The 17,351-nt window shown below is 33.6% G+C and carries 17 protein-coding genes; 16 read left to right on the top strand and 1 reads right to left on the bottom strand.

Features of this window, described 5'->3' with window-relative positions:
* Positions 1-134: 134 nt before the first annotated feature.
* From sufC to AAA453_RS11855, 12 genes are all read left to right on the top strand, one after another.
* The gene (gene sufC, locus AAA453_RS11910) at positions 135-893 is read left to right on the top strand and encodes a Fe-S cluster assembly ATPase SufC (RefSeq protein ID WP_069817969.1); all 759 of its coding nucleotides are present in this window, start codon (positions 135-137) and stop codon (positions 891-893) included.
* 105 nt (positions 894-998) lie between these two features.
* A complete protein-coding gene (sufD, locus tag AAA453_RS11905; RefSeq protein WP_069833012.1) occupies positions 999-2,306 on the top strand; it encodes a Fe-S cluster assembly protein SufD in 1,308 nt (435 codons plus the stop codon).
* A gap of 156 nt (positions 2,307-2,462) precedes the next feature.
* The gene (locus tag AAA453_RS11900) at positions 2,463-3,701 is read left to right on the top strand and encodes a cysteine desulfurase (protein ID WP_069818051.1); all 1,239 of its coding nucleotides are present in this window, start codon (positions 2,463-2,465) and stop codon (positions 3,699-3,701) included.
* Entirely contained in the window at positions 3,691-4,140 is a 450-nt protein-coding gene (sufU, locus tag AAA453_RS11895) for a Fe-S cluster assembly sulfur transfer protein SufU (RefSeq protein ID WP_069817971.1), read from the top strand. The genes AAA453_RS11900 and sufU overlap by 11 nt, the downstream gene beginning before the upstream one ends.
* Before the next feature lie 176 nt (positions 4,141-4,316).
* Entirely contained in the window at positions 4,317-5,714 is a 1,398-nt protein-coding gene (gene sufB, locus AAA453_RS11890; RefSeq protein ID WP_069817972.1) for a Fe-S cluster assembly protein SufB, read from the top strand.
* A gap of 1,169 nt (positions 5,715-6,883) precedes the next feature.
* The gene (locus AAA453_RS11885) at positions 6,884-7,903 is read left to right on the top strand and encodes a hemolysin family protein (protein ID WP_427705150.1); all 1,020 of its coding nucleotides are present in this window, start codon (positions 6,884-6,886) and stop codon (positions 7,901-7,903) included.
* A gap of 64 nt (positions 7,904-7,967) precedes the next feature.
* Positions 7,968-9,035: an NAD(P)H-dependent flavin oxidoreductase gene (locus tag AAA453_RS11880; RefSeq protein WP_427705147.1), complete on the top strand. Its 1,068-nt coding sequence runs from the start codon at positions 7,968-7,970 to the stop codon at positions 9,033-9,035.
* Positions 9,036-9,249: 214 nt separating this feature from the next.
* Positions 9,250-10,098, top strand: a complete 849-nt coding sequence (locus tag AAA453_RS11875; RefSeq protein ID WP_427705144.1) for a DUF72 domain-containing protein — start codon at positions 9,250-9,252, stop codon at positions 10,096-10,098.
* Positions 10,099-10,108: 10 nt separating this feature from the next.
* Positions 10,109-10,933 (top strand): sulfite exporter TauE/SafE family protein, encoded by an 825-nt coding sequence (locus AAA453_RS11870; RefSeq protein WP_069833019.1) that lies wholly within the window; start codon positions 10,109-10,111, stop codon positions 10,931-10,933.
* A 22-nt stretch (positions 10,934-10,955) separates the two neighbouring features.
* Entirely contained in the window at positions 10,956-12,275 is a 1,320-nt protein-coding gene (locus AAA453_RS11865) for a bifunctional metallophosphatase/5'-nucleotidase (RefSeq protein ID WP_427705141.1), read from the top strand.
* 81 nt (positions 12,276-12,356) lie between these two features.
* Positions 12,357-13,286, top strand: a complete 930-nt coding sequence (gene lipA / locus AAA453_RS11860; protein ID WP_069833021.1) for a lipoyl synthase — start codon at positions 12,357-12,359, stop codon at positions 13,284-13,286.
* 166 nt (positions 13,287-13,452) lie between these two features.
* Positions 13,453-13,836: a YutD family protein gene (locus AAA453_RS11855; RefSeq protein WP_069833022.1), complete on the top strand. Its 384-nt coding sequence runs from the start codon at positions 13,453-13,455 to the stop codon at positions 13,834-13,836.
* Positions 13,837-14,190: 354 nt separating this feature from the next.
* Here the strand turns inward: AAA453_RS11855 and AAA453_RS11850 are convergent, their stop codons facing one another.
* Complete coding sequence (locus AAA453_RS11850; RefSeq protein WP_002508165.1) at positions 14,191-14,457, bottom strand: DUF3055 domain-containing protein; 267 nt, start codon at positions 14,455-14,457, stop codon at positions 14,191-14,193.
* Positions 14,458-14,605: 148 nt separating this feature from the next.
* On the opposite strand from AAA453_RS11850, the gene AAA453_RS11845 reads away from it, so the two are divergent.
* The 4 genes from AAA453_RS11845 to AAA453_RS11830 all read left to right on the top strand — a co-directional run bounded on the left by AAA453_RS11845 (position 14,606) and on the right by AAA453_RS11830 (position 17,349).
* Positions 14,606-15,037 carry a DUF86 domain-containing protein gene (locus tag AAA453_RS11845; RefSeq protein WP_069833023.1) on the top strand — a complete coding sequence of 144 codons (432 nt, stop codon included), beginning with the start codon at positions 14,606-14,608 and terminating at the stop codon, positions 15,035-15,037.
* A gap of 6 nt (positions 15,038-15,043) precedes the next feature.
* Entirely contained in the window at positions 15,044-15,823 is a 780-nt protein-coding gene (locus tag AAA453_RS11840) for a TIGR01457 family HAD-type hydrolase (RefSeq protein ID WP_069833024.1), read from the top strand.
* A gap of 10 nt (positions 15,824-15,833) precedes the next feature.
* Complete coding sequence (locus tag AAA453_RS11835; protein WP_069833025.1) at positions 15,834-16,793, top strand: 2-hydroxyacid dehydrogenase; 960 nt, start codon at positions 15,834-15,836, stop codon at positions 16,791-16,793.
* A 409-nt stretch (positions 16,794-17,202) separates the two neighbouring features.
* On the top strand, positions 17,203-17,349 hold the full coding sequence (locus AAA453_RS11830) for a teichoic acid D-Ala incorporation-associated protein DltX (RefSeq protein ID WP_069833026.1): 147 nt from the start codon (positions 17,203-17,205) through the stop codon (positions 17,347-17,349).
* Positions 17,350-17,351: the final 2 nt, after the last annotated feature.

Raw genomic sequence — 17,351 nt, 5'->3', positions numbered from 1 at the left:
CTGAAAAGGTTTATATTCAAATATAACTACGTTATAATTAGAAGATGTAACAAAGGCTCAGTCTTTTGACTGTAGATTAAAATTATTATAAACTAGATAAGAAAAACATATCATATAATACGGAGGGAATATGTATGCCATCAACATTAGAAATTAAGGACCTACATGTGTCTATTGAAGATAAAGAAATTCTTAAAGGTGTTAACTTAACAATTAACACAGACGAAATACACGTTGTAATGGGACCAAATGGTACTGGTAAATCAACATTATCATCAGCAATCATGGGACACCCTAGCTACGAAGTAACGAAAGGTGAAGTTTTATTAGACGGCGTTAACATATTAGAACTAGAAGTTGACGAACGTGCAAAAGCAGGCCTTTTCTTAGCAATGCAATATCCATCAGAAATCACTGGTGTAACAACTGCAGATTTTCTACGTTCAGCAATTAATGTTAAACGTGGAGAAGGTAATGAAATTAATTTGATGCAATTCATCAAAAAATTAGATAAAGAAATGGATCGTTTAGATATCGATCAAGATATGGCACAACGTTATTTAAATGAAGGATTCTCTGGCGGCGAGAAAAAACGTAATGAAATTCTTCAATTAATGATGTTAGAACCAAAATTCGCAATTTTAGATGAAATTGACTCTGGTTTAGATATCGATGCTCTAAAAGTAGTATCTAAAGGTATCAACTTAATGCGTGGCGAAGAATTCGGTGCATTAATTATCACTCATTATCAACGTCTATTAAACTACATTACTCCAGACCATGTACATGTTATGTATGCGGGCAAAGTAGTTACTTCAGGTGGACCGGAATTAGCAAAACGTTTAGAAGAAGAAGGCTATGAATGGGTTAAAGAAGAGTTCAACGCTCAATAATAAGTCTCAAATCATATGAAAACATTAATTTAGATGAAGATTTAAGGTTTTGATTTATACCAATGAATTAAATCATACAATCATCAAATGGGAGGAAAAAATAGTATGACGACTGAAACTTTGAACATTTCTGAAGCTCAACTTGTTGAATATTCACAAGCCCATAATGAACCTTCTTGGTTAACTGAATTACGTAGAGAAGCGTTGAAATTAACTGAAACTTTAGAAATGCCAAAACCAGATAAAACAAAAATTAACAAATGGGATTTTGATTCATTTAAACAACATGAAACAGTAGGTAATGTTTATGAATCAATAGAAGACCTACCTGCAGAAGTAAAAGAAATTATTGATGTAGAAAACACTGAGAACTTAGTAATACAACATAATAATACACTTGCTTTTACAAAGGTTTCTGATTCTGCAAAAAACGATGGCGTAATCATTGAAGGATTATCAGACGCGTTGAAGAATCATCCTGATTTAGTGAAAAAATATTTTATGAATGACACAGTAACTGTTGATGAACATAGATTAACAGCATTACACACAGCGCTTGTTAATGGTGGTATGTTTGTATATGTACCTAAAAACGTAGTGGTTGAACATCCAATTCAATACGTTGTTTTACATGACGATGCTAATGCAAGTTTCTATAATCACGTTATCATTACTACTGAAGAAAGTGCAGAAGTAACGTATGTTGAAAACTACTTGTCAAATGCAAGCGGTGAAGGTAACCAACTTAACATCGTTTCAGAAGTAAGTGCTGGTGCAAACTCGAAAATCACTTATGGTTCAGTAGATTATTTAGACAAAGGCTTTACTGGTCACATTATTCGTCGTGGTATGACAGAAACAGACGCAACAATTAACTGGGCATTAGGACTAATGAATGAAGGTAGTCAAATTATCGATAATACTACTAATTTAATTGGTGATCGCTCAGAAAGTGAATTAAAATCTGTTGTCGTTGGTACGGGTAGTCAAAAAATCAATTTAACGTCTAAAATCGTACAATACGGTAAAGAAACAAATGGATATATTTTAAAACATGGCGTTATGTTAGAAAGTGCTTCAACAATATTTAATGGTATTGGTTACATTAAACATGGCGGTACTAAATCAAACGCGCAACAAGAATCACGTGTACTTATGCTTTCTGAAAATGCACGTGGGGATGCGAACCCAATTCTATTAATAGATGAAGATGACGTAGAAGCAGGACATGCAGCATCAGTAGGCCGTGTAGATCCAGAACAACTTTACTACTTGATGAGTCGTGGTATTTCACGTCGAGAAGCTGAACGTTTAGTTATTCACGGTTTCTTAGATCCAGTAGTTCGTGAACTACCGATTGAAGATGTAAAACGCAAATTACGTGAAGTAATTGAACTTAAAATTAATAAATAATTAACGAAATTAATTACGTTAAGGACAGTAGTAATTCAAGTGTTAGGAAAGCGAATGATTCTTATTAAGTACGTTTTAAATTTGAATTAAACGAGTCTTCCTAACTTTACTAAGGTCTGATTATAGATTTTTAATTAAGAAAGGTCTGTGGATAAATTGACCGAATCATTAAATGTTAGTGAAATTGTAAAAGATTTTCCAATTCTTGAGCAGCAAGTACATGGTAATAGACTAGCTTATCTAGACTCTACAGCAACAAGTCAAACGCCTATCCAAGTGATTGATGCGATTGATGATTACTACAAACGATATAACTCTAATGTACATCGTGGTGTTCATACACTCGGTTCATTAGCAACAGATGGCTATGAAAATGCACGTGAAACGGTAAGACGTTTTATAAATGCGAAATATTTTGAAGAAATTATCTTCACACGTGGCACGACAGCAGCGATTAATATTGTTGCACATAGCTATGGCGATGCGAATGTTTCTGAAGGTGATGAAATTGTTGTTACTGAAATGGAACATCATGCCAACATTGTACCTTGGCAGCAATTAGCGAAGCGTAAAAAAGCAGAATTGAAATTTATTCCCTTAACTGAAGATGGAGAATTAGCGATTGAGGACGTTAAAGCGACTATTAATGAAAAAACTAAAATAGTTGCGATTGCTCATGTTTCTAACGTATTGGGCACTATAAATGATATCAAAGCTATTACCGAAATTGCGCATGAACATGGTGCAATTATCAGTGTGGATGGTGCGCAAGCTGCCCCTCATATGGATATAGATATGCAAGACTTAGGTGCTGATTTTTATAGTTTTAGTGGTCACAAAATGCTTGGTCCAACGGGTATTGGTGTGTTATATGGTAAACGTACATTGCTAAATAACATGGAGCCAGTTGAATTTGGTGGAGATATGATAGACTTTGTTGATAAATATGAAGCATCATGGGCAGATTTGCCAACAAAATTCGAAGCAGGTACACCACTTATTGCACAAGCGATTGGCTTTGCAGAGGCTATAAAATATTTACAAAATTTAGGATTCGAAGCAATTCATCAACATGAAGCGACATTAACACAGTATGCTTATGACAAAATGTCAGAGATAGAAGGTATCGAGATATATGGTCCGGCAAAAGATCGTCGTGCTGGTATCATTACTTTCAATATGACTGATGTTCATGCGCATGACGTTGCAACTGCAGTTGATACTGAAGGTGTAGCTGTTCGCGCGGGGCATCACTGTGCTCAACCACTAATGAAATGGTTAAAACAATCTTCTACAGCCCGTGCAAGTTTTTATATTTATAACACGACAGAAGATATTGACCAATTAGTTGAAGCCTTGAAACAAACGAAGGAGTTTTTCTCATATGAATTTTAATAATTTAAATCAGTTGTATCGTTCAGTAATTATGGATCATTACAAAAGCCCTAGAAATAAAGGTACTTTAGATAATGGCTCTATGACAGTAGACATGAACAATCCAACGTGTGGGGATCGTATTCATCTTACGTTTGATATAGAAGATGGTTTTATCAAAGATGCTAAATTTGATGGAGAAGGCTGTTCTATTTCAATGTCTAGCGCCTCAATGATGACCGAAGCGGTTAAAGGCAATTCTTTAGCTGATGCCATGAAAATGAGTCAAGAATTCTCGAAAATGATGCTTGGCGAAGAGTATGAAATCAGTGAAGACATGGGGGATATTGAAGCGCTGCAAGGTGTTTCACAATTTCCTGCAAGAATTAAATGTGCCACGTTAGCTTGGAAAGCCTTAGAAAAGGGTACAGTTGAAAAGGAAGGCAATGCAGAAGACTAATTCGAGTCGAAGCATTGACATTGTGTAAAATCCCATTCAAACTAGTATGAACAACATGAAATTTCATGAATGTATATAGATGAAATCATTATTCTTATAGCAGACAGTTAAAGAGAATAATACAATAAATGAACTTGCACGTAAGTCGTTTTTAATATATAAAAGGAGTGATTTAAATGGCTAAAAAAGCACCTGATGTTGGGAATTATCAATATGGTTTCCACGACGAAGATGTTTCCATTTTTAGATCAGAACGCGGTTTGACAGAAAATATTGTCCGCGAAATTTCGAATATGAAAAGTGAACCTGAATGGATGCTTAATTATAGATTAAAATCATTGAAACAATTCTACAAAATGCCTATGCCACAGTGGGGTGGGGATTTATCAGAATTAAACTTTGATGATATCACTTATTATGTTAAACCATCAGAAAATACAGAACGCTCATGGGATGAAGTGCCTGAAGAAATTAAACGTACGTTTGATAAATTAGGTATTCCTGAAGCTGAGCAAAAATATCTTGCTGGTGTTTCAGCACAATATGAATCAGAAGTTGTTTACCATAACATGGAGAAAGAACTTGAAGACCAAGGTATCATCTTTAAAGATACAGACAGTGCTTTAAGAGAAAACGAAGATTTATTCAGACAGTATTTCTCAACAGTAGTACCTGCTGCAGATAATAAATTCTCAGCGTTAAACTCAGCTGTTTGGTCAGGTGGATCATTTATTTATGTTCCAAAAAACATTAAACTAGATACACCTTTACAAGCTTATTTCCGTATTAACTCTGAAAACATGGGTCAATTTGAGCGTACTTTAATCATTGCTGATGAAGGCGCATCTGTGAACTATGTAGAAGGTTGTACGGCACCAGTATACTCAACAAGCTCGTTACACTCAGCTGTTGTTGAAATCATTGTACACAAAGACGCACATGTGCGTTATACAACGATTCAAAACTGGGCGAACAACGTATATAACTTAGTTACAAAACGTACTTTAGTATATGAGAATGGTAATATGGAATGGGTTGATGGTAACTTAGGTTCTAAGTTAACTATGAAATATCCAAACTGTGTACTTTTAGGCGAAGGTGCTAAAGGTAGTACGTTATCTATCGCATTTGCTGGTAAAGGACAAGTACAAGATGCTGGGGCGAAAATGATTCATAAAGCGCCAAACACATCTTCTACAATTGTTTCTAAATCTATTTCTAAAGATGGCGGTAAAGTTGTTTATCGTGGTATCGTGCACTTTGGCCGTAAAGCAAAAGGCGCACGTTCAAACATTGAATGTGATACGTTAATTTTAGATAACGAATCTACTTCAGATACTATCCCATATAATGAAGTATTTAATGACAATATTTCGTTAGAACATGAAGCAAAAGTATCTAAAGTTTCAGAAGAACAATTATTCTATTTAATGAGTCGTGGTATTTCAGAAGAAGAAGCGACTGAAATGATTGTAATGGGCTTCATTGAACCATTTACAAAAGAACTTCCAATGGAATATGCTGTTGAAATGAACCGTTTAATCAAATTCGAAATGGAAGGATCAATTGGCTAATCATAGCTACTGATTCAACAATTTCTTATAAAATAAAAGCACGAGAGATACAAATTCAATACCATTTATTCTTTAAATGTTATCGAAGCATGCGTATCATCTCGTGCTTTTTTATGCATGATTTTAGAAAATTAAAACTTTCCATATTGGAAAAATGAAAATAAGTAGTGCTACCAATGTTAATAAACACAGTATGCTATTTACAACGCGATCACCATTAATAGCTGAAATAATATTAATCATAATTAATATTATGATGATAAAAAAGCCGCTATAAAAATATAAGTTGCCATTAAATACTTTGTTAAAAGATAATATAGGTATGAAATAGGCGACTAATGTAGCAAAGGCAGAAACTAATGTCATATAGTACTTAATAAAAAAACACCCCTTTAATGAAGAAACAACTTTATGGGCTATCAAAATTTCAATAAATACAAGGGAAGTTTATAGCATAGGTATACATCGATCATACTATTCGTGAAATATTTTCTTGGAAAATAGAATAAAGTTAAGGTATATTTCAAATATTTCACCGTTCATAGAGTGATGGTTTGATGAATTTTAAGAAGGATAAGAAAACAAGTGCCCAGCCATATGAATTGGTCGGGCACTTGTTTTTATGTATAGATAGTGCCGTATTGGAGTGTACTGATATTTTCTCTTCTCAGGTCTGCACCTGTTCTGTACAAAACGATAATTGATAAGAGCAGTATCATTACTGTACAAATAATAATCCATTTTCCGAGTTTGCTAATATCAAATAGGATACTGAAAATTATTATTAAGAATAATATACAGAAAAAGGCAAAAGCCGTATACATCATTAAATTTCCCATAAATAAAACATTCCTTGTAGAGTTAGCTTAAAAAACTCACTAATAAAAGTGAGTTTGTGAAGAGTTTCCCAAATTTAGCGTACCTAAGTGTCACGCTTAGTTTAATTCTAGCATAGCTATAAAATTCATAATATATAAATGAAAAGAAATAGTACTAAAGGATGATATTTGCTAATTAACTTATTTAAAATTTAATTTAGTTAATGCTTCACAATTAGATGATTCAAAATACTAATCCTTTTGTAACGTTTATAAATTATGAAAGAAGGGAATTAAAGTACAACTTATAAATTTTTTTATTATAAATTTTACTAAAGGAGTAATGCATATATGATTATAGCGATAATCATACTTTTGTTTGCTTCATTTTTCTTTTCAGGCAGCGAAACCGCATTAACAGCTGCGAATAAGATGAAGATGCAAACGGAAGCACAACAGGGCGATAAAAAGTCCGGAAAGATATCGAAATTATTAACCAAACCAAGTCAATTTATTACCACCATTCTTATTGGTAATAATATAGCAAATATTGTTTTACCTACATTAATAACGATTTTAGCTGTAGATTTAGGCATAAGTGTTAGTATTGCAACAGTAGTGACAACAGTAACAATTATTGTAATATCTGAAGTCATCCCCAAATCGATTGCCGCAACGTACCCTGATAGGATCTCACGTTTAGTTTATACACCGATTTCATTCTTTATTATGATATTTAAACCAATAACGTTAGTTTTAAATGGTATGACTGACGCAATAAATAAGTTTCTTTCCAAAGGCAACGAAGACCAGCAACGATTTTCAAAAGAGGAAATCAGACAGATGGTTTCGATTGCCGGTAGTGAAGGTGCCTTTAATGAAATGGAACGTAACCGTATACAAGGAGTTATGGATTTTGAAAAATTAAAAATTAAAGATATTGATACAACACCTCGAATAAATGTCACAGCATTTTCATCAGATGTATCCTATAAAGAGGCATATGATACAGTTGTTTCAAACCCATATACCCGTTATCCTGTGTATGATGAAGATATAGATAATGTTATAGGTGTTTTCCATTCGAAATATTTATTAGCATGGAGCCGTGAGACTGATAACAATATGTCACAATATACTTCTGAAGCTTTATTTGTAAATGAGCATAATAGGGCTGAGTGGGTGTTAAGAAAAATGACTGTATCGCGTAAACATTTGGCGATTGTATTAGATGAATACGGTGGCACAGATGGAATTGTATCCTATGAAGATCTTATTGAAGAAATGTTAGGTATGGAAATCGAAGATGAAATGGATGAAGAAGAAAATGAAAAAATCGAAGAACAAATGAAAGCATACAACAAGAAATAACATTTTACAATACTTTCATACTCATTTTGCAGTTAAACATAAGTGTTGAAAAGGGGCGTGCTAAATGAAATTATCATCTAGAATTACTGAGATTTTAGGTATTAGATTTCCTATTTTGCAAGCAGGCATGGCAGGTAACACAACGCCTGAATTAGTAGCAACTGTGAGTAATAGTGGAGGATTGGGAAGTATCGGTGCAGGTTATTTCACACCTGAAAGACTTGAAAAAGAAATTACCTATGTACAACAACTGACTGATTTACCGTATGCAGTTAATTTGTTTGTACCTAGTCAGAAATTATATATTCCAGATAAGGTAGAGCATATGAATGCTTGGTTAAAACCGTATCGGCGTGCGTTTAACCTTGAAGAGCCAGTATTGAATATGGATGAAACACATCAATTTAATCACGCGATTGATATTGTTATTGAAAAAGGCGTGCCGGTGGTTACTTTTACTTTCGGTATACCTGATCAAACAACGATTGCAAAATTAAAAGAAAGAGATATAACCATTATGGGTACTGCAACTTCTGTAGATGAAGCGATTGCTAATGAAAGTGCAGGGGTAGATGCTATTATTGCACAAGGTAGTGAAGCAGGGGGTCATCGAGGTTCGTTTACTGTGACTGGAAGTAATCAGACGCCATTAATTGGAACGATGTCACTTGTCCCTCAGATTGCTGATGCAATTGATATACCAATTATTGCATCTGGCGGTATTATGGATGGTCGTGGACTTGTTGCAAGTATCGTTTTAGGTGCAGAAGCAGTTCAAATGGGAACTGCATTTTTAACTACTGAAGAAAGTGGCGCATCATCACTATATAAAAATATGATACAACAAAGTAAAGAAACAGATACTGTTGTGACTAATGTATTCACTGGAAAGTTCGCTCGAGGTATTGATAATGATTTTATCCATAAAATGGATGAATATGACGATGATATACCAGATTATCCAATTCAAAACCAGTTAACGAGTGCGATTCGTAAAGAAGCAGCTCAAAAAGGCGACGCACAGTGGACACACTTATGGAGCGGTCAAAGTCCACGACTTGCTCAAAATGTTTCCGCTACGTTGTTAATTCAACGTATAATTAATGAATCAAAAGCACTATTGAATAGTTAAATTGTTATATCAATAATATAGATGCCTCACGCTATACGATTGCTCGTATCCTTACATTATGAGCAATCGTTTTTCTATAATATAGGAATGAGTAAAATAGGCTAAGTGAACTCTGTATTATATAGCAATCTCTTACTTTTTAAAGTTATAGTAAATTAAATTTAATCAAGTGAATCCAATAAAACATATATGGTATCATTACATTGGTGATACTATGATAAATATTGGATTAACAGGTTGGGGCGATCATGATTCATTATATGAAGACTTGCAACGAAAGACAGATAAACTAGTGACCTATGCAAGTCATTTCCCGACAGTAGAATTAGATGCTACTTATTATGCAATTCAACCTGAAAGAAATATACGAAAATGGATAAGAGAAACACCTGAACGTTTTGAATTTGTCGTAAAGATACATCAAGCATTAACTTTACATGCTGATTATCATGATTATGCAGAAACCAGACAAACATTATTTGATCAATTTAAAGCGATGTTACAACCATTAAAAGACGAAAATAAACTTGCTATGGTATTAGTGCAATTTCCACCATGGTTTGATTGTACAGTTCAAAATATTACATATATACGTTATATTCGTGAGCAACTCAAAGCATTTCCTATGTGTGTAGAATTTCGTAATCGATCATGGTTTAATGACGCGTATAAAGAAGAAACATTAGCTTTTTTAACGCAGCAACAAATAATTCATTCTGTATGTGATGAACCGCAAGCAGGTCAAGGTTCGATTCCGTTAGTTAATCGCATTACGCATGAAACTGCATTTGTTAGGTATCATGGGAGAAATGTTCACGGCTGGACTAAAAAAGACATGACCGATGAAGCGTGGAGAGATGTAAGGTATCTATATGATTATAATGAACAAGAATTAAAAGATTTAGTAAATAAAGTGAAAGTATTAGAACACAAAGCTAAAAACATTTATGTTGTTTTTAATAATAATTCTGGTGGCCATGCTGCTCAAAATGCAAAAACTTATCAAAAAATATTAGGCATAGATTATCAAGGGTTAGCGCCGCAACAATTAAAATTATTCTAGGAGAGATTACATGTTTACAATTATATTATTGATTTTAATTGGAGGGTTATCAGCAGTTTTAGGCTCTATTGTGGGTATCGGTGGCGGTATCATTATCGTGCCAACATTAATATATCTTGGGGTAGAGAATAACCTATTAGAAGGTATTACGCCTCAAATCGCTATAGGAACATCTTCCGTTATTTTAATAGTTACGGGTTTAACTTCAACGTTAGGTTATTTAAAAACAAAGCAAGTAGATGTGAAGAACGGATCAATATTTTTATTTGGCTTATTGCCTGGTTCTTTAATTGGAGCACTACTAAGTCGCTATTTAACGTTAGAATCCTTTAATTTATATTTCGGTATATTCTTAATCATTGTAGCCATCTTACTTATTATAAGAAATAAGATTAAGCCATTTAAAATATTTGATAAACCCAAATATGAGCGCAGTTATGTCGATGGTAATGGTAAAAAATATCATTATAGTGTACCGCCGCTAGTAGCATTTATTGCGACGCTATTTATTGGTACTTTAACTGGATTATTCGGCATTGGTGGCGGTGCATTAATGACACCATTAATGCTTATTGTATTTAGGTTCCCGCCCCATGTGGCAGTCGGTACAAGTATGATGATGATATTTTTCACAAGTATAATGAGTTCAGCAGGACACATTGTACAAGGCCATGTAGCATGGTCGTATGCTATTGTTCTAATTATTGCAAGTTATTTTGGCGCTAAACTAGGCGTGAAAGTGAATCAATCCATAAAATCAGATACAGTAGTCTTTTTATTACGTACATTTATGTTAATTATGGGTATATACTTAATAATAAAATCATTCCTATAAAGTAAGAGGAGGGGAAATATAGATGAAACTAACGATTTATCATACAAATGATATACATAGTCATTTACATGAATATGCACGAATTTCAAAATATTTAGCCGAAGATAGACCGAAACTAAATCATCCCTCACTCTATTTAGATATTGGCGACCATGTTGATTTATCTGCGCCAGTTACTGAGGCGACGATGGGTATAAAAAATGTTGAATTGTTAAATAAGGCACAATGTGATATTGCCACGATTGGCAATAATGAAGGCATGACAATTTCACATGAAGCTTTAAATACACTTTATGATGATGCGAACTTCGAAGTGACTTGTGCAAATGTTTTTGATGAACAAGGACAATTACCGAATCATCTATCACCATCTTTAATTAAAGTGATAGATGGTGTACGCATTTTATTTATTGCAGCTACTGCACCATTCACGCCTTTTTATAGAGCACTTGATTGGGTAGTAACTAATCCTTTAGAAGCCATTAAAGATGAAATTAGTGCAAATGAAGGCGAGTATGATTTATTAATTATTATGAGTCATGTTGGTGTTTTCTTCGATGAAAAGTTATGCCAAGAAATTCCTGAAATTGACCTTATTTTAGGTAGTCATACCCATCATTATTTTGAAAATGGTGAAATGAATAATGGTGTATTAATGGCAGCTGCAGGCAAATACGGTAATTTTTTAGGTGAAGTTACCCTTGAAATTGAAAACAAACAAGTCGTTAAAAAAGAAGCTACGATATATCCAGTAGAAACTTTGCCTGAAGTTGAGACAAATTTTGAAGCGGAAGGTAAGGCGCTTTTAAGTGATCCTATTATCGATCGACAAATAGAGCTACCACGCAGAACAAATGTTATTACACAAACATCGTATATGCTTGCTGAAAGTATATTTGAATTTACGAATGCTGACTGTACGATTATCAATGCTGGATTAATCGTTAAAGGTGTCATTGCTGATCAAGTCACTGAATATGATATTCATCAGATGCTACCTCATCCAATTAATGCAGTACGAGTTAAATTAAGTGGTCAAGAATTGAAAAACGTTATAATAAAAAGCCAAAAACAAGAGTATATTCATGAGCATGCACAAGGATTAGGCTTTAGAGGTAATATATTTGGTGGATATATATTATATAATTTAGGTTTTATTGAGTCTGAATCACGTTACTTTATTAACGGCGAAGAAATTGATGATGAAGCGACTTACATTCTAGGAACGGTTGATATGTATACATTCGGCCGTTATTTCCCAATGTTAAAAGATGAGGCTATAGATTACTTAATGCCTGAATTTTTAAGAGATATCTTCAAGGAAAAATTACTAGAATTTTAAAAACTAACAATATACGTTTAAATTTATTGAAAATTTCGTTATAATGATTACAGATTTCAAACTCAGGAGGATTGTGCGGATATGGCTACTAAAAACGAAGAAATTTTACGTAAACCAGATTGGCTGAAAATAAAGCTAAACACTAATGAGAACTACACTGGACTGAAGAAAATGATGCGCGAAAAGAATTTGCATACAGTTTGTGAAGAGGCAAAGTGTCCCAATATACATGAATGTTGGGGAGAACGTCGTACTGCTACATTTATGATTTTAGGTGCAGTATGTACACGTGCTTGTCGTTTCTGTGCAGTTAAGACAGGATTACCTAACGAGTTAGATTTAGATGAGCCAGAACGCGTGGCTGAATCTGTTGAATTAATGAACTTAAAACATGTTGTTATAACAGCAGTAGCACGCGATGATTTAAGAGACGCTGGTTCAAATGTTTATGCTGAGACGGTACGTAAGGTACGTGAACGTAATCCGTTTACTTCAATAGAAATCTTGCCATCAGATATGGGTGGAGATTTTGAAGCATTAGAAACATTAATGGCTTCAAAACCAGATATTTTAAATCACAATATCGAGACAGTCCGCCGATTAACGCCGACAGTTCGTGCAAGAGCAACGTATGATCGTACGTTAGAGTTCTTAAGACGCTCAAAAGAGTTGCAACCCGATATTCCGACTAAATCAAGTTTAATGGTAGGTTTAGGTGAAACACATGAAGAAATCTATGAAACAATGGATGACTTACGAGCAAATGATGTAGATATCTTAACAATAGGTCAATATTTGCAACCTTCACGTAAACATTTAAAAGTTGAAAAATACTATACACCATTAGAATTTGGTAAATTAAGAAAAATTGCGATGGATAAAGGTTTCAAACATTGCCAAGCTGGACCGCTTGTAAGAAGTTCATATCATGCAGATGAGCAAGTGAATGCAGCAGCAAAAGAAAGACATCGTATTGGTGAAGAAAAATTGGGTACTGATACAAAGATTTAATAGCGAAAAAGACTTAGTTCATTTGTTAAGTGTGCTTATTTTAGCTTCACTTTATGGACTAAGTCTTTATTAGAAATATAAAGTATATATACATCACATGAGACTGACTATAGCAGTTTGGTGTTCATTGAATGCATGGATAGTATACTTAGATTAGGTGAATGAAATGATAAAAGTGAATGAACACTACTTTGAAATCATAGAAGAGTATAGAGAATGTTTTGACGAGGAAACATTCGCAAATCGTTATTCTGACATATTAGATAAGTATGATTATATCGTAGGTGACTTTGGTTACGAACAATTAAGATTAAAAGGTTTTTATACTGATAAAAACAAAAAGGCAGAGTTGAGCAAACGTTTTTCGACAATACAGGATTATTTATTAGAATACTGTAATTTTGGTTGCCCATATTTTATCTTGAGACGTATTCCGGAACAGGAACTTAAAGCACATGTAGATGAAACTGAAGAGGCTGATCCTGATTTTGAAGAAAATAAATTGCAAGATGTAAAGATTAAGCCAAGTATTCAAGATACAGAAAAATAAATATTGATTAATAAAACGGGAGCAGAACCTAAAACTCCCAATTTAAAAAGGAGGCTGGGACATATTACATGTCTTAGCCTCCTTTTTTTATATTGGCAGTGGCTGACTGAATTGAAAATGCGCTTATATCAAGCTTTTTTCAATTCTAGTCAGCTGTGCCGGGGTGGGACGACGAAATTTTATTAGAAAAATTAGATTTCTGTCCCACTCCCCTTTCGCTATATTAAAATATGTTGATTGTTCATGTTCAGGAATACGGATTGGAACTGTAGTTCTTGCTCGCATTGTTTCATCAGGCCTTTCGTATGAAAAAGTGATATAAAAAGAACGATGAACTTTTCCAACAGTTAATAACTATTGAATGACTTCATTTAAATATTCGGTGATTTCATTTCCTTCATCTTCATTAACACCAAGTATGTACGAGATGTAACCTTCTTCTTCTAAATCATCTGTGCCGATAATCCCAAATTTATTTGTTTGCATATTTAATACGATAGTTTTACCAAAATGGCGATTGGTTTGGACTAACATCAAATCGTAACGACTATGTTCGCCTACAAAACCGACAAATTGGACTTGAGCTGATTCGTCGTCGTCATATAGATACATATCAATCATTTTATTACACTCCTCGTAGCGTGTGACTTATAATATAATGCAGTAGTTAATATATTTTCTATGGTTAAAAAGTCTTAATTCACAGTATAACGATAAATGAATTCGACTGCAAAGGTATGGTATGATTAGAGTGATAGGGGTGACGATGATGTATTTTGTTAATAAAGAAAAATTGAATACAAAGTTAAATTATTTACAACAATTAATTACAGATTATCCTCAAAATAAAGATAATCACTATGCGTTTGAACGTATTGCACAAATGTTTATAGAGTCAGCTGTAGATATTGGAAATATGGTAATTGATGGCTTTATATTAAGAGACCCAGGTAACTATAAAGATGTTATCGATATTTTAGAATTAGAAAAAGTGATTTCTAAAGACACACAAGTTCACATCAATGAAACGGTCGATGTAAGAAAGCAGTTTGTCCACTATTATGATGAACTTGATACGGCCAGTCTTATACCACTTTTTGATGAGGCAGTGCCTTATTATCAACAATTTATTGAAGAAGTCATACATTTTTTAAAAAGTGAAGATGTGCCAGTTACAGCTTTTGGTAAAAAAGGAGAGTAAGTATTAATGAAAAATTACAAAGCTTATCTTATTGATTTAGATGGCACGATGTATAAAGGTAATGAAACGATTGATGGTGCAACGCAATTTATAGAATATCTAAACCAACAACAAATTCCACACTTATATGTAACGAACAATTCTACGAAAGAACCAGAAGAAGTAGCTTCTAAATTACATACAATGGGTATAGATGCAAAGGCTGATGAAGTAGTTACTTCAGCACTTGCAACTGCTGAATACATTTCAGAAGCATCACCAGGTGCTACTGTTTATATGTTAGGTGGTAGCGGCCTTGAAAAAGCACTCACTAGTCATGGATTAATATTGAAAGACGATGAGTTTGTTGATTACGTAGTAATTGGATTAGATGAAGCAGTGACTTATGAAAAATTAACCACTGCAACATTAGGCGTACGCAATGGTGCAAAATTTATATCAACGAATCAAGATGTATCGATACCTAAAGAACGAGGCTTTTTACCAGGTAACGGAGCTATTACAAGTGTTGTAACAGTATCTACAGGTGTTCAACCGACATTTATCGGTAAACCTGAACCTATTATTATGAAAAAAGCATTAGAAATTTTAGATTTAGAGCGCTCAGAAGTAGCTATGGTTGGAGATTTATATGATACGGATATTCTTTCAGGAATTAATGTGGGCATTGATACGATACATGTACAAACTGGCGTCACAACTAAGGAACAAATCGTACTAAAAGAAATACCGCCGACTTATACGTTTAAAGATTTGAATGAAGTGATCAAAGAACTCAAAATGTAGGGGTGATTGTATGAATAAAATAGTCGTTAGTAGAAAAATACCTAAGTCATTTATAGAACAATTAGAAACACTTGCGGATGTAGAAGTTTGGAACGAATCTTATACACCAATGCCAAGAGATAAATTTTTGGACTCTTTAAAGGATGCAACTGCTTGTCTTATAACTTTAAGTGAAAAAATTGACGAAGAAGTTATAGAAGCAGCGCCTCATTTGAAAGTGATTGCAAATATGGCAGTTGGTTTTGATAATATAGATGTGCAACTTGTACAAAGTAAAGGGATAGTTGTTACGAATACGCCTGGCGTGTTAACTGAGACAACAGCAGAACTGGGCTTCACTTTGATGTTGACCGTGGCAAGACGCATTGTTGAAGCGGAACAATACGTACAAAAGGGTGAATGGCAAAGTTGGGGACCATATCTTTTGGCAGGTAAAGATTTATATAATGCTAAGGTGGGTATCTACGGCATGGGTGATATCGGTAAAGCCTTTGCGAGACGCTTGAAAGGATTCAATGCAAATATTATGTATCACAATAGATCACGACATAAAGACGCTGAAGAAGCGTTAGGCGCTTTGTACGTGCCGTTTGATACATTGCTTGAGCATAGTGATTTTATTATTTGTACAGCACCACTTACTGAAGATACAAGAAATAAATTTGATACTGATGCATTTAAAAAGATGAAAAATGATGCAATATTCATTAACATTGGACGAGGTGCAGTTGTTGATGAGGAAGCACTTGTCAATGCTTTACAAGATGGAGAAATTGCTGCATGTGGCTTGGATGTCTTACGTCAAGAACCGATTGAAATGACGCATCCATTGTTATCAATGAAAAATGCAGTCATCTTACCGCATATTGGTAGTGCATCTGTAGTAACGAGAAATCGTATGATTCAACTTTGCGTCGATAATATACGCTTAGTGTTAAGTCATAAAAATGCTAAAACACCGATTTCATAAAATTAAATTACATGTTTTTCAGAACTGCTAACAAAGTCATTGACTTTGTTAGCAGTTTTTTTGCTCAAATTTGAATTGATTATAAAAATGAGGTAATAAATACTCATTTTTAATAAACGATGAACATTCGTAAGTTTAAATACATAAAATAACAGAACATTAATTTTTAATGAGGCTCATTTTGTTATATCAATATTTAATAAAAATTAATTCCTCTCTTTTTATGCGTCATTCAATATAACATTTTTGTTATATATAAATTTGTTTATTCAATTGTCAAGCGGTGGTAAAAAATGTATAATATATTAGTAAAATGTTAACGCAATGTAAATTGCTTAGGTTAATAAAATTTTATTTATTACATAATTTGATTATAGTATAGTCTGAATTGAAACAGAAGAGGTGAACAATGAGTAAAAAAATAGAACAAGATTCATTATTTCATAAGTTAAAACCCTGGCTCATAACGCTGCTTTATTTTGCTATTTTTATAGCGTTGTATCTCATATATGGTACTGGCGATACTCATAACAACTTTATTTATAATGAATTTTAATA

The organism is Staphylococcus parequorum, assembly GCF_039237145.1.
GTDB classification, from domain to species: domain Bacteria; phylum Bacillota; class Bacilli; order Staphylococcales; family Staphylococcaceae; genus Staphylococcus; species Staphylococcus equorum_A.
This window is presented reverse-complemented; position numbering and strand designations above follow the sequence as displayed.

What these genes read in the sequence shown, in the direction of transcription:
- sufC (WP_069817969.1), top strand. Translation starts at nt 135, where the DNA reads ATGCCATCAACATTAGAAATTAAGGACCTACATGTGTCTATTGAAGAT.
- sufD (WP_069833012.1), top strand. Translation starts at nt 999, where the DNA reads ATGACGACTGAAACTTTGAACATTTCTGAAGCTCAACTTGTTGAATAT.
- sufU (WP_069817971.1), top strand. Translation starts at nt 3,691, where the DNA reads ATGAATTTTAATAATTTAAATCAGTTGTATCGTTCAGTAATTATGGAT.
- sufB (WP_069817972.1), top strand. Translation starts at nt 4,317, where the DNA reads ATGGCTAAAAAAGCACCTGATGTTGGGAATTATCAATATGGTTTCCAC.
- AAA453_RS11885 (WP_427705150.1), top strand. Translation starts at nt 6,884, where the DNA reads ATGATTATAGCGATAATCATACTTTTGTTTGCTTCATTTTTCTTTTCA.
- AAA453_RS11880 (WP_427705147.1), top strand. Translation starts at nt 7,968, where the DNA reads ATGAAATTATCATCTAGAATTACTGAGATTTTAGGTATTAGATTTCCT.
- AAA453_RS11875 (WP_427705144.1), top strand. Translation starts at nt 9,250, where the DNA reads ATGATAAATATTGGATTAACAGGTTGGGGCGATCATGATTCATTATAT.
- AAA453_RS11870 (WP_069833019.1), top strand. Translation starts at nt 10,109, where the DNA reads ATGTTTACAATTATATTATTGATTTTAATTGGAGGGTTATCAGCAGTT.
- AAA453_RS11865 (WP_427705141.1), top strand. Translation starts at nt 10,956, where the DNA reads ATGAAACTAACGATTTATCATACAAATGATATACATAGTCATTTACAT.
- lipA (WP_069833021.1), top strand. Translation starts at nt 12,357, where the DNA reads ATGGCTACTAAAAACGAAGAAATTTTACGTAAACCAGATTGGCTGAAA.
- AAA453_RS11855 (WP_069833022.1), top strand. Translation starts at nt 13,453, where the DNA reads ATGATAAAAGTGAATGAACACTACTTTGAAATCATAGAAGAGTATAGA.
- AAA453_RS11850 (WP_002508165.1), bottom strand. Translation starts at nt 14,457, where the DNA reads ATGATTGATATGTATCTATATGACGACGACGAATCAGCTCAAGTCCAA.
- AAA453_RS11845 (WP_069833023.1), top strand. Translation starts at nt 14,606, where the DNA reads ATGTATTTTGTTAATAAAGAAAAATTGAATACAAAGTTAAATTATTTA.
- AAA453_RS11840 (WP_069833024.1), top strand. Translation starts at nt 15,044, where the DNA reads ATGAAAAATTACAAAGCTTATCTTATTGATTTAGATGGCACGATGTAT.
- AAA453_RS11835 (WP_069833025.1), top strand. Translation starts at nt 15,834, where the DNA reads ATGAATAAAATAGTCGTTAGTAGAAAAATACCTAAGTCATTTATAGAA.
- AAA453_RS11830 (WP_069833026.1), top strand. Translation starts at nt 17,203, where the DNA reads ATGAGTAAAAAAATAGAACAAGATTCATTATTTCATAAGTTAAAACCC.